The organism is Streptomyces sp. NBC_00457 (assembly GCF_036014015.1).
GTDB lineage: Bacteria > Actinomycetota > Actinomycetes > Streptomycetales > Streptomycetaceae > Streptomyces.
In genome coordinates, this window is the sequence record NZ_CP107905.1 from 10371028 (window position 1) to 10385408 (window position 14381).

The 14381-nt window shown below is 70.9% G+C and carries 12 protein-coding genes; 10 read left to right on the plus strand and 2 right to left on the minus strand.

What is annotated here, in order from left to right; translation table 11 throughout:
- Positions 1-30 precede the first annotated feature (30 nt).
- Genes OG828_RS47330 through OG828_RS47355 form a run of 6 tightly spaced genes read left to right on the plus strand, consistent with a single transcriptional unit; the run spans position 31 to position 7931 of the window.
- Positions 31-1107 carry a cupin domain-containing protein gene (locus tag OG828_RS47330; RefSeq protein ID WP_328504682.1) on the plus strand — a complete coding sequence of 359 codons (1077 nt, stop codon included), beginning with the start codon at positions 31-33 and terminating at the stop codon, positions 1105-1107.
- Positions 1104-1934 carry a fumarylacetoacetate hydrolase family protein gene (locus tag OG828_RS47335; protein ID WP_328504683.1) on the plus strand — a complete coding sequence of 277 codons (831 nt, stop codon included), beginning with the start codon at positions 1104-1106 and terminating at the stop codon, positions 1932-1934. Before OG828_RS47330 ends, OG828_RS47335 begins: the two co-directional genes overlap by 4 nt.
- Positions 1931-2653 carry a maleylpyruvate isomerase family mycothiol-dependent enzyme gene (locus OG828_RS47340; RefSeq protein WP_328504684.1) on the plus strand — a complete coding sequence of 241 codons (723 nt, stop codon included), beginning with the start codon at positions 1931-1933 and terminating at the stop codon, positions 2651-2653. The genes OG828_RS47335 and OG828_RS47340 overlap by 4 nt, the downstream gene beginning before the upstream one ends.
- Before the next feature lie 16 nt (positions 2654-2669).
- On the plus strand, positions 2670-4223 hold the full coding sequence (locus OG828_RS47345) for an FAD-dependent monooxygenase (protein ID WP_328504685.1): 1554 nt from the start codon (positions 2670-2672) through the stop codon (positions 4221-4223).
- On the plus strand, positions 4220-6280 hold the full coding sequence (locus tag OG828_RS47350) for an acetate--CoA ligase family protein (RefSeq protein WP_328504686.1): 2061 nt from the start codon (positions 4220-4222) through the stop codon (positions 6278-6280). Before OG828_RS47345 ends, OG828_RS47350 begins: the two co-directional genes overlap by 4 nt.
- On the plus strand, positions 6270-7931 hold the full coding sequence (locus OG828_RS47355; RefSeq protein WP_328504687.1) for a (2,3-dihydroxybenzoyl)adenylate synthase: 1662 nt from the start codon (positions 6270-6272) through the stop codon (positions 7929-7931). Before OG828_RS47350 ends, OG828_RS47355 begins: the two co-directional genes overlap by 11 nt.
- 64 nt (positions 7932-7995) lie before the next feature.
- Here the strand turns inward: OG828_RS47355 and OG828_RS47360 are convergent, their stop codons facing one another.
- Both OG828_RS47360 and OG828_RS47365 read right to left on the minus strand, forming a co-directional pair.
- Complete coding sequence (locus OG828_RS47360; RefSeq protein ID WP_328504688.1) at positions 7996-8367, minus strand: antibiotic biosynthesis monooxygenase family protein; 372 nt, start codon at positions 8365-8367, stop codon at positions 7996-7998.
- Between the two features lie 84 nt (positions 8368-8451).
- Positions 8452-9246, minus strand: a complete 795-nt coding sequence (locus tag OG828_RS47365; RefSeq protein ID WP_328504689.1) for an alpha/beta fold hydrolase — start codon at positions 9244-9246, stop codon at positions 8452-8454.
- A 143-nt stretch (positions 9247-9389) separates the two neighbouring features.
- On the opposite strand from OG828_RS47365, the gene OG828_RS47370 reads away from it, so the two are divergent.
- From OG828_RS47370 to OG828_RS47385, 4 genes are all read left to right on the plus strand, one after another.
- Positions 9390-9992 carry a TetR/AcrR family transcriptional regulator gene (locus tag OG828_RS47370; RefSeq protein ID WP_328504690.1) on the plus strand — a complete coding sequence of 201 codons (603 nt, stop codon included), beginning with the start codon at positions 9390-9392 and terminating at the stop codon, positions 9990-9992.
- A 773-nt stretch (positions 9993-10765) separates the two neighbouring features.
- Positions 10766-11917, plus strand: a complete 1152-nt coding sequence (locus OG828_RS47375) for an amidohydrolase family protein (protein WP_328504691.1) — start codon at positions 10766-10768, stop codon at positions 11915-11917.
- Positions 11918-12299: 382 nt separating this feature from the next.
- Entirely contained in the window at positions 12300-13004 is a 705-nt protein-coding gene (locus tag OG828_RS47380) for a response regulator transcription factor (protein WP_328504692.1), read from the plus strand.
- 22 nt (positions 13005-13026) lie between these two features.
- A complete protein-coding gene (locus OG828_RS47385) occupies positions 13027-14124 on the plus strand; it encodes a sensor histidine kinase (protein WP_328504693.1) in 1098 nt (365 codons plus the stop codon).
- The last annotated feature ends 257 nt before the right edge of the window (positions 14125-14381 follow it).

Consider the following 14381-nt stretch of genomic DNA (forward strand, 5'->3'; position numbering starts at 1 on the left):
GGTCGCCGTACACACGACGTGGAGGTTTCCGTGACCGACACCACCAGCGAACAGACCGAGCGCAAGCTGCTCGACGAGTTGTACGCGGACTTCGAGGAAGCGGGCCTGATCCCGCTGTGGATGCAGGTGGACGACCTCATGCCGATGTCACCGCAGCCTGCCGCGGTCCCGCACCTGTGGCGGTGGGCGGAGCTGCTGCCCATCGCACAGCGCTCCGGAGAGCTCGTACCGGTGGGGCGTGGCGGCGAGCGCCGCGCCATGGCCCTGTCCAACCCCGGCCTGCCGGGCCTTCCTTACGCCACCGCGACCCTGTGGACCGCGATCCAGTACCTGGGCCCGCGCGAGGTCGCCCCCTCACACCGCCACAGCCAGGGAGCCTTCCGGTTCGTCGTCGAAGGCGAGGGCGTGTGGACCAACGTCGACGGGGACGCGGTGGCGATGCGGCGCGGTGACCTGCTGCTCACGCCGAGCTGGGCCTTCCACGAGCACCAGAACGTCACCGACAAGCCGATGGCCTGGCTCGACGGCCTCGACATCCCGCTCGTCTCCCAACTGGACGCCGGCTTCTTCGAGTTCGGCCCCGACGAACTCTCCACCCGTGAAACCCCCGAGCGCTCGCGCGGCGAGCGACTGTGGGGCCACCCCGGACTGCGCCCGATCGGGCAGCCCGACCAGCCCAACTCCCCGCTGGGCGCCTACCGTTGGGAACAAACCGACGCCGCCCTGACCGCACAACTGGAGCTGGAGAACGAAGGCGTCCCCGGCGTGCTGGAGCCCGGGCACGCCGGAGTGCGCTTCTCCAACCCCACCACCGGCAGGGACGCCCTGGTCACGATGCGCACCGAGATGCGCCGCCTGCGGGCCGGCACCCAGACCGTCCCGGTGCGCACGGTCGGCTCCGCGGTCTGGCAGGTGTTCGAGGGCGAGGCGGTCGCCCATGTCGGCGACAAGGTCTTCGAGATAGCCAAGGGCGACCTGTTCGTCGTCCCGTCCTGGTGCGAGGTCTCGCTGTCCGCCCGCACCCAGGTCGACCTGTTCCGGTTCAGCGACGAGCCCGTCTACGAGGCCCTGGGCCTCGCCCGTACCGCCCGAGGAGAACACAAGTGAAGCTCGCCACCATCCGGGTCAACGGCATCACGCGCGCCGTCCGCGTCGACGAGAACAACGCAGTGGACCTGGGCGAGAGCGATCTGGTGGCCTTCCTGCGCCACGGCGACTGGACCGCGCGGGCCGCGAACGCCGACGGCGAAACGTACGAAGGCGCCCTGGACTACGCCCCGGTGGTCGTCGCGCCGGAGAAGGTCGTGTGCGTCGGCCTCAACTACCGCACCCACATTCTGGAGATGGGCCGCGAACTCCCCTCGCACCCCACGCTGTTCTCGAAGTACGCGCGGGCGCTGGTCGGCGCGTACGACGACGTGACCCTGCCCGCTGCGTCCACACAGATGGACTGGGAGGCCGAACTCGCCGTCGTCATCGGGTCCGAGGTCCGGCACGCCGGCACGGAGGAGGCGCGGGCCGCGATCGCCGGGTACACCGTGCTGAACGACGTCACCGCCCGGGACTGGCAGTACCGCACCACCCAGTGGGACCAGGGCAAGACCTTCGAGGCCACCACCCCCATCGGGCCGTGGCTGGTGACCGCCGACGACCCCGCGGTCGCCGCGCAGGGCCTGAGCCTGACCTGTGAGGTCGACGGCGACACGGTCCAGAAGGCCGACACCGGTGACCTCGTCTTCGATCCGGCCACGCTGGTCGCGTACCTGTCCGAGATCATCACGCTGGTGCCCGGCGATGTCATCGCCACCGGTACTCCGGGCGGGGTCGGCCATGCCCGCAAGCCCGCCCGCTATCTCCAGGATGGCTCGGCCCTCGTCACCCGGATCGAGGGGATCGGCGAGTGCCGCAACACCTGCCGCCGGGAGACGCGGTGAGCGCACGCCCCGCCGCGATGCTGGAGCGGGCGGCCAAGGGCACGGCTGCCTTCGAAGCCGCCGTGCACTGGCTGACCGACTCGGGACTCACCAGGCCCTCGTACCTGCCGGGCTGGAGCAGGGCCCACGTCGTCGCCCACGTCGCCCGCAATGCCGATGCGCTCGTCAACCTGATGACCTGGGCGCGTACGGGTGTCGAGACACCGATGTACGCAAGTGCCGACCGGCGCGCGAACGAGATCGAGGACGGCGCCCGCCAACCGGCCGGCGAACTGCGTGAGGACCTCCTCGCGGCCGACGGACGACTGGCCCAGGAATTCGCCGGCTTGCCGGATGAGTGCTGGGGCGCGACCGTGCGGACGGCGCGGGGACGCGAGGTGCCCGCCTCCCACGTGCCCTGGATGCGAGTGCGCGAGGTGTGGGTCCACACTGTCGACCTGAACCTCACCACCTTCGACGACGTCCCGCACGAGGTGTGCGTGGCGCTCGTTGACGACGTGGCCGCCACCTTCCGGACGCGCCCGGACTGTCACCCCGTCGAGCTGCGGGCCGAGGACGCCGACCGCACCTGGCTCCTGGGTACACCCGGCGGCGCGCAGCCGGTCGCGGTGCGCGGTGACCTGCCCAGCCTGGCCGCCTATGCGACCGGACGGCCCGTGCCCGGCCCTCTGTACCCGACCGGCGGGGCACCCCTGCCGAAACTGCCCGCGTGGCTGTGAGCGCGAAGGAAAAGCCATGAAAGTTGCCTGCATCGGCGCAGGTCCCGGAGGACTGTTCTTCGCCACCCTGCTCAAGCGGAGCCGGCCCGGCGCCGAGGTCGTGGTCTTCGAACGCAACCGCCCCGACGACACGTTCGGCTTCGGAGTGGTCTTCTCCGACGCCACCCTCGACGCCATCAACGCCGCCGACCCCGTCCTCAGCGAGGCGCTGGAGAAGCACGGCCGGCACTGGGACGACATCGAGGCCCGTGTGCACGGCGCACGGGAGCGCGTCGGCGGCATGGGCATGGCGGCCGTCGTACGCAAGACGCTGCTGAGCCTGTTGCAGGAACGGGCCCGCGCCGAGGGCGTTGAGATGCGCTTCCAGCACGAGGTCCGCGATTCCGCCGAGCTGGACGACTTCGATCTGGTCGTGGTGTGCGACGGCGCCAACAGCCGTTTCCGCACGCTGTTCGCCGACGACTTCGGACCGACCGCCGAGGTGGCGAGCGCGAAGTTCATCTGGTTCGGCACCACTTACATGTTCGACGGGCTCACCTTCGTCCACCAGGACGGCCCGGACGGTGTGTTCGCCGCGCACGCCTACCCCATCAGCGATTCGCTGAGCACCTTCATCGTCGAGACCGACGCCGACTCCTGGGCCAAGGCCGGACTCGACGCCTTCGATCCGTCGACCCCTCCGGGCACGAGCGACGAGAAGACCAAGAGCTACCTGGAAGACCTGTTCCGCGAGCAGATCGACGGGCATCCACTGGTCGGCAACAACTCCCGCTGGTCCAACTTCGCCACCCGCAGGGCCCGTTCATGGCGGCGCGGCAAGTGGGTGCTGCTCGGCGACGCGGCGCACACCGCGCACTTCTCCGTCGGCTCCGGCACCAAGATGGCCATGGAGGACGCGGTCGCGCTGGCCGAGGCACTGGGGGAGGCGCCGCACAGCGTGCCGAAGGCACTCGACATCTACGAGGGACGCCGCCGCCCCAAGGTGGAGAGGATCCAGAACTCGGCGCGGCCCAGCCTGTCGTGGTGGGAGCACTTCGGCCGCTACGTCCGCTCGTTCGACGATCCGACGCGATTCGCCTTCCACTTCCTCAGCCGCAGCATCCCGCGCGGCAAACTCGCCGTGCGCGACGCGGTGTACGTGGACCGCGTCGACGCATGGTGGCAGGCCCACAACGGGGCGGCTCCGCTTCGGACGCCGTACAGCGGCGGGCCCTTCCGGCTCCCCTCCCGCTGGGTCACGGCGGCCGACGGCGCGCTGACCGGCAGCGACGGCACCGAGATCCCGATGGTGCCGCTCAGCGGCCGGTCCTCCGCCGCCGGAGTGTGGATCGACGCCCCGGACACCGAAGAAGGGCTGCCCCTCGCACTCGACCGGGTGCGGGAAGCGGCCCGGGCGGGCGTCCCGCTCGTCGGCGTACGCGGTGGCACCGGGCTGACCCGTGTGCTGGTCGCGGAGGAGGCCCGTCTCGCGCACGGCCTGCCCGCCGCGGTCATCGGCCCGTACGACGACGACAGCGCGACCACGCTCCTCCTGTCCGGCCGTGCCGACCTCGTCGGAGGCGTCAAGTGACCGCCCTGGACCCGCTGTTCGCACCACGAGCCATCACCGTGCTCGGCGCCTCCGCCACGCCCGGGAAGCTCGGCGCGGCGATGACCGACTCGCTCGCCTCCTTCCCCGGCCCGGTGATGAGGGTCAACACCGGTCGCCCGGACCCCGTTCAGGGCTTCTTCCGCACCATCGGCGAGGCCACCGAAGCCCACGGCATCACTCCGGACCTGGTCGTCTCCTGCATTCCGGCCGCCGTGACCGCCGCCGCACTGCGCGAGGCGGCGGCCGCAGGGGCCCGCGCCGCACTCGTGTGCGCCGGCGGGTTCGCCGAAGCCGGCGGCGACGGTGCGCGGCACCAACAGGCGTTGGCCGAGGTGGTGGAGGACACCGGTATCCGTGTCCTCGGACCGAACACGTCAGGCTTCCTTGCCCCCCACCGGCGGCTCACGGCCAGTTTCGTGCCGGGCGTGGCCGATCTGGAGCCGGGCCCGGTGGCGGTCGTCGCCGCGAGCGGCGGCGTGAACCACGCGCTGGCCTTCGCCCTGGCCGAGGCCGGCATCGGCCTGCGCCTCGGGGTCGGGCTGGGCAACAGCCTGGACGTCACACAGGCCGACGTCCTGCGTCACCTCGCCGAGGACGACGGCGTACGGGCCGTCGCCCTGCACGTGGAGACCGCCGCCGAAGGCCGCCGCCTCACCGAGGCCGTACGCCACCTGACCGGTCGTGTCCCCGTCGTGGCCCTGGTCGTCGGCCGCAGCGACATCGGCGACTTCGCCCGCTCCCACACCGGCGCCCTGGCCACCTCCTGGCGCGTAACCAGGACGGCCCTGCGCCAGGCCGGGGCCGTCCTCGTCGACGACGAACGCGACCTCGTCGACGCCGTCACCGCGCTCAGCCGGGTACGGCTCCCCGCTCACCCACGCCCCGGCATCGGCCTGGTCACCGCACAGGCCGGACCCGGACTGCTGCTCACCGACGACCTGCGCTCCCACGGCATCCAGGTGCCACCCCTGGTCGAACGGACGGTGAAGGAGCTGCGCGAACTGCTCCCCGCCCTCACCTACCTGAACAATCCCGTCGACACCGGCCGCCCCTCACCCGCGATCACGCAGGTCGTGGAGCGGGTCTCGGAGGATCCCGGCATCGACGTCACCGCCGTGTACGGGCTGCTGGAACCCACCGCCGTGGACCTCCCGGCCGCGCTGGCCGCCGCCCGTACCGCCACCCCGCTCGTCGCCGTCGTCGGCGGACCCGTGGAGCAGGCGCGGGTCACCCGCCGGCAACTCGGCGAAGCCGGCATCCCCTGCGCGGCCACACCTGCCTCCGGATCGGTCATGGTGCGCGCGCTCGTCGAGGACGCGGCGGCCCGCGCCCGCCTGGAAGCCACCGTCGGCACCGCCTCCGACGCACCCGCCCTTCCCTTGCCGGGTCCGGTCGACGAGCACGCGGCCAAGGGCATCCTCGCGGACATGGGGATCCGTACGCCGCTGCGGCGCGTGTGCGCCGACCCCGCCGCGGCGCACGCGGCTCTCGACGAACTCGGCGGACCGGTCGTCGTGAAGATCCTCGACGCGGAGATCCTGCACAAGACGGAAGTCGGCGGGGTCCAGGTCGGCGTCCGCACGCACGAGGAGCTCGACGATGCCCTCGCCCGCCTGCCCGCGAGCCCCGCGCAGCTGATCGAGCAGATGGCCCCCGCGGGTCCCGAACTCATCGTCGGCGTACGCCGCGACCCGGTCTTCGGCCCCGTGCTGGCCCTGGGCGCCGGGGGAACAGCCGCCGAAATCCTCGGCGACGTCTCCCTACGGCTCGCGCCGCTGTCCGCGAACGAGGCCTACGCCATGCTCGACGAACTCACCACCCGCGAGATGTTCCTCGGCGCGCGCGGCGCCACCCCGGTCGACCGCGCGCGCCTCACCCACGTGCTGCTCGCCCTTGCCTCCCTCGCCGCCGAGAACGCCGTGGCCGAGTGCGAGATCAACCCTTTGCGCGTCCTGCCCGACGGCGACGTCGTCGCGCTCGACGCCGTACTGCTGCTGCGTGACCCCCGGGATCAAGGAGGATCCGATGACGCGTGAGGGATTCGTCCCCTGGCCCAAGGAGGCGGCCGACCGCTACCGCGAGGCCGGGTACTGGCGTGGCAGGCCGCTCGGCTCGTACCTCCACGATTGGGCCGAGACCTACGATGACGCGGTGGCCGTCGTGGACGGCGACATTCGCCTGACGTACCGTCAACTCATTGACAGAGCCGACGGATTGGCCTGCCGACTGCTGGACAGTGGTCTCAACCCCGGTGACGCGATGCTCGTCCAGCTGCCCAACGGCTGGGAGTTCGTCACACTCACCCTTGCCTGCCTGCGGGCCGGAATCGCTCCCGTGATGGCGATGCCCGCGCACCGCGGTCACGAACTGCGCTACCTGGCCGCGCATGCCGAGGTCACCTCGATCGCCGTACCGGACCGACTCGGCGACTTCGACCACAAGGCCCTGGGGCGGGAAGTCGCCGAAGCCACCTCGAGCGTACGGCTGTTGCTCGTCGCGGGTGGCACAGCAGGCACCGACGCCACGGACCTGCGCGCCCTGGCCGAACCGGCCGATGACCCGGCCGCCGCACGGGCGAGGCTCGATCAACTCGCCCCCGACAGCGGTGACATCGCCGTCTTCCTGCTCTCCGGCGGTACGACCGGACTGCCGAAGCTCATCACCCGCACCCATGACGACTACGAGTACAACGCGCGGCGCAGCGCCGAGGTGTGCGGCCTCGGCCCCGACACCGTGTATTTGGTGGCACTGCCCGCCGGGCACAACTTTCCCCTGACCTGCCCCGGCATCCTGGGCACCCTCATGAACGGCGGCCGGGTCGTCCTGGCCCGCACCCCGGAACCCGGCAAAGTGCTGCCGCTGATGGCCGCCGAGGGCGTGACGGCCACCGCTGCCGTGCCGGCCGTCGTCCAGCGCTGGATCGACGCGGTGGCCTCCGGCGGACACCCCGCCCCGCCCGCACTACGGCTGTTGCAGGTGGGTGGCGCCCGCCTCGCGCCGGAGGTCGCCCGCCGCGCCGAACCCGTGCTCGGCGGCACACTCCAGCAGGTGTTCGGCATGGCAGAGGGGCTGCTGAACTACACGCGCCCCGACGACCCCGACGACATCAAGATCGAGACGCAGGGGCGCCCCATGTGCCCGGCCGACGAGATCCTCGTGGTCGACGCCTCCGACAACCCGGTCCCGCCCGGCGAGATGGGCGCCCTGCTCACCCGCGGCCCGTACACCCCACGCGGCTACTACCGGGCCGACGAGCACAACGCCCGCGCGTTCACCCCCGACGGCTGGTATCGCACCGGTGACGTCGTCCGGCTGCACCCGTCGGGCAATCTCGTCGTCGAAGGACGCGACAAGGACCTCATCAACCGGGGCGGCGAGAAGATCTCCGCCGAGGAGGTCGAGAACCTCATCTATCGCCTGCCCGGTGTCGCCCGCGTCGCGGCCGTCGCGAAGGCCGACCCCGACGTGGGGGAGCGGGTGTGCGCGGTCGTGGTCGTCGAGCCGGGGACCCACTTGAGCCTCGAATCGGTCCGTGCCGCCCTCACTGCGATGCAGGTGGCGCGATACAAGCTCCCCGAAGACCTGCTGGTCGTGGACGAGTTGCCGCTGACGAAGGTCGGCAAGATCGACAAGAAGCGGCTGCGGGATGTCGTCCGTGGCAAGGCGGACTCCGTCGAGGCGGTGTGACGGCGCTCGCCGCCGCCATCACCGTCGACCCGGCACCATGCGTCGTCGCGTACGTCCTGCCGCGTCATTCGCCTTCGCAGATGCCCTCGACCGCGAACTTCCGGTACAGGTGCGGGTAGGCGACGGTGCCGGCCGGGTAGCGCCCCAGGTGCGAGGCGAACTCCGGCGTGCCGAGTGCCGCACGGAGGTGCTCGGTGGATTTCCAGACCGCGACGTTGGTGAAGAGCCGGCTGCCGCCGATACCCCGGTACAGCTGCACCGAGAGCAGGCTCCCCGACTTCTTCATGTACTCCGCGTCGCCCGTCCAGGCGGCCACCACCTCATCCTCCTTGCCTTCCGGGGCGACAAAGGTGTTGATGATGGTGACCGGGCCGGCCTTCTCCTTCTGCTGGTCGTGGAAGTGGGTGGACTCGTCGAGCTGGCCGAAGCTGAGCATGATTCCTCCATGAACTCGCGTGTGGTGAGTTGTGATCGGTCCGGGTGAGGGGCCAGGCTCTGTGGCCCCTCCTGTGGTCTGCGTTCAGGCGTGATGCTTGTCGAGGAAGTCGGTGATGAGCTGCAGCCACTCCTCGGTCCGCTCCAGCATCGGCAGGTGGCCGGTGGCGATTTCCGCGAGTTGGGCGCCGGGGATGGTCTCGGCGAGGTGGCGGTGCAGGGCGGTGGAGACGAGCCGGTCGTCGGTGGTCGAGACGACCAGGGTGGGGACCGTGATGCCGGCGAGGTCGTCGCGGACGTCGACCTGGCCGACGAGGTCGGTCTGCTCGGAGCTGCCGTCGGCCGCACCGGCGGCGACGTAGCCGAGGGTCTGCTGCAGTTGCTCGGCCGGCATCGATTCCAGTGCCTGGGTGCCGAGGGCCATCATGAGCTGGAATTCGGCGAGCAGCTCGCGGTCGCCGGACGCGGCGATCTTGCTCCAGACCGAGGAGGCGAGGGCGAGCCGGTTGTCGCGGTGCGGGAAGGCGGCGGTCAGGACGAGTGCGGTGACGCGTTCAGGGTGGCGGGTGGCGGCTCGGATGGCGACTGGGCCGCCGAGGGAGTAGCCGGATACGGCGAAGTGGTCGAGGCCTTCCGCGTCGGCGGCGGCGATGAGCTGGTCGGCGAGGTCGTCGACGGACAGCGGGGTGGTGGAGCGGGGGGTGTCGCCGCTGCCGGGGTAGTCGATGCCGACGACGGTGTGGCGGGCGGCGAGGGCTTCCAGGACGGGGCCGTAGGTGCCGGCCAGGCTGCTGCCGGCGCCGTGGGCGAGGAGCAGCCCGGGGCCCGACCCGAGGCGAGTGCGGGCGAACGTGGGTTCGATCGGGTTGCGAGGTGTCATGGCGGTCTGCCTTTCGAGTGGGTCGGCACGCAAGAATCATCCAATGCGTGTGATTACTTCCTCAGGTCTATCACACGGAACGTATGATTTGGGCCTGTGACGTCAATCACACGCGCCGTATGATGTGCCGGTAGGCTGGCGGCATGACGCAGCCCGCCCACCGCCGCCGACCGGCCCAAAGCAATCCGCGCGTGCAGCGGACCCGCAACCACGTCCTGGCCACCGCGCGCGAGCTGCTGCTACAGGTTGGACCGGCCGGGCTGACCTACGCCCTGCTCGCCGAACGGGCGGACGTCACCCGCCAGACCCTCTACCGGCACTGGCCCACCCGAGCCGCACTCCTCTTCGACCTCGTCCTCGAAGGCCCCGACCTCGGCACCTACCCCGAACCGGGCAGCGACGTGCGTGACGTGGCCACCGCCTGGCTCAAGAGCCTGCGCGCGGGCGTCGGCGTGCCGGCCGTGCGAGCCGCGGCCCTGGCCGTCACCGCCCAGGCCGACCACGACCCCGACAGCGCCCGGGCGCTCGTCCGCATCGGCGAAGACCGCCACGCCGGCTTCAACAAGCTGCTGGAGCCTGCGGGCATCCAGATCAGCGAAGACGAGTTCACCCTGCTGTACGGGCCCGTCCTCGCCCGGCTCTTCCTCGACCGAGGCCAGGTCACCGACGCCTTCATCGACACGGTCGTCGCTCAGTGGCTCACCACCCTGCAGCGCGCCGACGCACCGCAGGACTCCCGGGAGTAGTCACCGAAAGCGGACTCGTGCAACCCGTCTCGCGATTGTCGCCAGGCGCTACTGCCGAGCCTTGGCCGGCCGAGCCGGTGCGGCCGACCACCGACCTGAGCGAGGCCCCGCACCCGTACGGCCACTGGTACGAGGCTTTCGACCGCACGGGCGCCAGCGCGGCGATTGGCTTCATGGAAGCTTCATGTGCTGAGCGGTAGGTGCTTTATGAGGCGCCTGTTGTCTGGCGGTCATGCACGTACCCCTCGTCCCGCCGGTGAACAACGTTGATCACTCTGCTGTGCGGCACCTGACTACGGCGGTTGGCACCGCGCTGTCCGGTTCCGTCGTGATCGGCACGTTCCTTGGTCTTGGCGGTCGGCCAGGCACGTGGACCCCGCTGGGCAGGAGGCCGGCGATGACGCGCTGCATGAAGGAGCCGCCAGCCTGTTCGGCGGTGTTGCTCGCGGGTCCGCTCCACAGCCGACTGCCGGCCGACGCGGCTACGTCTGCGCCGTGGGGCTCCCACGCCTGAGCGCCGGATCGACCTGCTGGCGACAACCGGCCGGCCAAGGGGCGACTTGGCCGCTTGCGCTCCCCGATCGGCCTGAACCGCGCGCACACGCGCCCGGGGAGAGGGAGCGGTCTCCACGACCGCAGGGAGCATCGCCCTCCTGCGTAGGCCCTGCCGACCTGGCGACGACGCCGTGTCGTACGCACATACGACCTGACTCGCACACAGAACCAGAGGAGACCTGGAAATGAACCATCGACGGAACATCTCGCGTCGAAGGATGATCGAAGGCGCATCGGCCGCGGCGCTTGTCACGGCGGCGGCGGCCACGGTGCCGGCCGCCATGGCTTCTCAGGAGGAGGCATCGTCCGGGCCGGGGCTGCCGAAGGGCAACTGGCGTATCGATACTCACGCGCACTACTCACCGGACGTGTACAACGACTACCTGAAGCGCTACGGCCTCCTCGGCGCCATCACCGGGGCGTACGGTCCGTGGTCGGTCGAGCGGCACGTGGCCTTCATGGACCAGTACCGGATCCAGGCCAGTGTCCTGTCGTTCGGCGACCTCCAGGTCACCGTCGGCCCGGTCGACGACCGGCGTGCCACCGCCCGCGCGGTCAACGACTGGGCCCGCGACCTCGTACAGACCCGTGGTGACCGGTTCGGGATCTTCGCGGTCACCCCGATGCCCGACATCGAGGGCTCGGTGGCCGAGGTGGACCGCGCGCTCGGCGAACTGGATCTCGACGGCATCTGCCTGCTCACCAACTACAAGGGCACCTACCTGGGCGATCCTTCCTTCAAGCCGCTGTACGAGATCCTCAACGACCGCGGTGCCTACGTCTACGTCCACCCGACGGGTCCGGAGACGAACCCGGCTCCCAAGCTCTGCTTCGGCCCCGACATCCCGGCCGGGAACAACGTCTTCGAGTACACCTTCGACGCGACCCGTGCGATGACGAGCCTGATCTACAACGGTGTCCTGCGGGACTACCCGAACATCCGCTGGCACTTCACGCACAGCGGCGGGGCGCTGCCGTTCCTGGCCTACCGGCTCGCGACCCGGCACTCGGCCTTCCCGCCGTTCAACGAGGTGCTGCCGGAAGGCCCCCTCACCTACCTCAAGCGGATGTTCTTCGACGACGCGCAGGCGTTCACCGCCGCGCAGTTGGAGCCGTTGTCGTCGCTGGTGCCCGCCGACCACATCATGTTCGGCAGCGACTGGCCGGCGACCCGACACCTCTACGCGGCGGACAACGTCGAGACGATGCCCTTCCTCAAGGGCAGACTGCCGATTCTCAAGGCAGGCGACCCCGAGCCGACCGTCGACGAGGTCTACAGCCGGCGCCAGCGGATCGCTCTCGAGCGGGACAACGCCCTCGGTCAGTTCCCGAAACTGCGGGCGCGTATACGCCGCGCTGCCTCTCGCTGAACCGCGACCGTACGCCAGCCCGGCCCCGCCCTCCGCCCGCTGCCTCGCCGAGGGGCGCGGACGGGGCTCTGCGCAAAGGCCGACGACGCCGGCTGACGGGGGAGGCCATCGGCGGATCGACGTCGGGGGCCGGGCGAGCGCGGACGCAGGAGGGGGAAGCCGGTGCCTGATCTGCCCGGCGGCGGAGGCCGGTGGGAACGACCAGTGCGGAGAGGGGGATCACGGCGCACGGGCTGGCCTCCCCGCAGGCCGTCGCCGACCACGACAGACACCGTACGCTGGCCGCATTCGAGGCTCTCTGCCTCCATGCCGCGGCTGCCCCGCAGCCATGACGGCTTCCCCTCCCTTCCCCTCCTCACCTCGGCGATGGAAAGCGAGCACGATGAGCACGCAGCGCGTTCTGGTCGTCGATGACGAACCCAAGATCCGCATGACCGTGCGCGGCTACCTGGAGGCGGACGGGTTCCACGTCGTCGAAGCCGCGGACGGACCGTCCGCCATGCAGGCGGTCACCCGTGACCGGCCGGACCTCGTGGTGCTCGATGTGATGCTCCCCGGGCTGGACGGATTCCAGGTCCTGCGCCGCATCCGGGAGGCGAGCCAGATCCCGGTGATCATGCTCACCGCCCGCGACGAGGAGATCGACCGCCTGATCGGCTTCACCACCGGCAGCGACGACTACGTCACCAAGCCGTTCAGTCCCCGGGAACTGGCACTACGGGTACGCGCCATCCTTCGGCGCACCGACAGCCGGTCCGACGCGGCCCATGAGGACGACGTACTGCGCTTCGACGGACTGACCGTCGATCCCGAGACACGGACCGTCCTCGCCGACGCCGACCGGACGGTGGAGCTGTCCGCCCTCGACTTCGATCTGCTGTTCGCCATGGCCCGGGCCCCCGGGCGGGTCTTCACCCGGCGCGGACTGCTGACCCAGGTGTGGGGCGAGGACTTCTTCGGCGACGAGCGCGTTGTGGACGTACACATACGCACGCTGCGGCGAGCGCTCGGCGACGACGCGAACGCACCCCGGTTCGTCGGCACCGTGCGCACCATCGGCTACCGGTTCGTCGGACGCCCCGCCTAGCGGCCAGGAAGGACACCCGCCCATGCCGCCCTCCCGCTTCCCGGCCTACCACCGTCTGTCACTGCGCAACCGGCTGGTGCTCTCGCACGTGATGGTGCTTCTCCTGGCGCTGCTGGCCATGGCGGCGATCAGCGCGCTGATCGAGGTGTGGCTCGGGTTTGACGACGTCGAAGGCGACGTGGTCCTGCAGGTCGGTCTGTGGTTCGGATTGGCCGCGGCTTTCCCGGTGTCCGTCGCCCTGTCCCGGTTTCTGCTGCGTCCGCTCGACAGGGTACGCGCCGCCACGCGTCGGCTGGCCGAGGGGCACTACGACGACATCCTCGAACTCCCCAGCGAGCCGGGCCTGGCAGCGCTGGTCGAGGACGTCAACACGCTGGCGGCAGCCCTCGCCGACACCGAACGCCGCCGCGCCCGGCTGATCTCCGAGGTCGCCCACGAGATGCGCACCCCCATCACCCTCCTGCGCGGCCAGATCGAGGGCATGGCCGACGGCATCTTCGTCCCCGATGAGGCGATGTTCGCCTCCCTCGCCGACGACCTGGACCGGCTGCAGCGCCTGGCGGGCGACCTCTCCAGCCTGTCCCGGTCGGAGGAGGGCGCCTTCGACCTGCACCGCGAGCCCACCGACGTGGCCACGGTGGCAAGGACCACGGCCGAGCGACTGCGCCCCCAGTACGACGACCAGTTGGTGACCCTGGCCGTGGACGCAGGCACACCCGTCGGCGCCTTCTGCGACCCGGACCGGATCACCCAGGTCCTGGTGAACCTGCTCGGCAACGCACTGGCCGCATGCGATCCGCACGGGCATGTGGCGCTGTCCGTGCACACCGAACCGTCGCCCGTCCGCCACGTGATCGTCCGCGTCACGGACGACGGCGTCGGCATCGCCGAACACGACCTGCAGCGCATCTTCCACCGCTTCGAACGCCGTAAGCATCCCGGCCGACCCGCTGCCGCCGGCGGCAGCGGCATCGGTCTGACCATCGCCCGGGGCATCGCCCGAGCCCACGGCGGAGACATCACCGCGGAATCCGATGGCCTGGGCAAGGGAGCAACGTTCACCCTGCGCCTGCCGCAGGAACCCGCCCCAGGGGCAGGCGTGCCTCTGGTCTCCCGCTGACTCCATCGGCCCTTCCCGGAGCGGCGGTGGTGAGCGGGTCGCGGTCGCGAAGGACGCCGAGCAGTGCACTCAGTGCGCCCTCGCCGCCTCCGGCGACGGCGAGGGTGCGTGCGGCTGCTCGCGGCACGTGCCACGGCCGGCGTCCCGCAGGACCCTGGCAGGCGACGCCCGGACCAGATCGGCGATCGCGGCCATGGCCACCAGCGGCGTCGTCCCGTCCCGAACTCCCTCTGTTCTTCCGGCCGGCCGGAACTCTA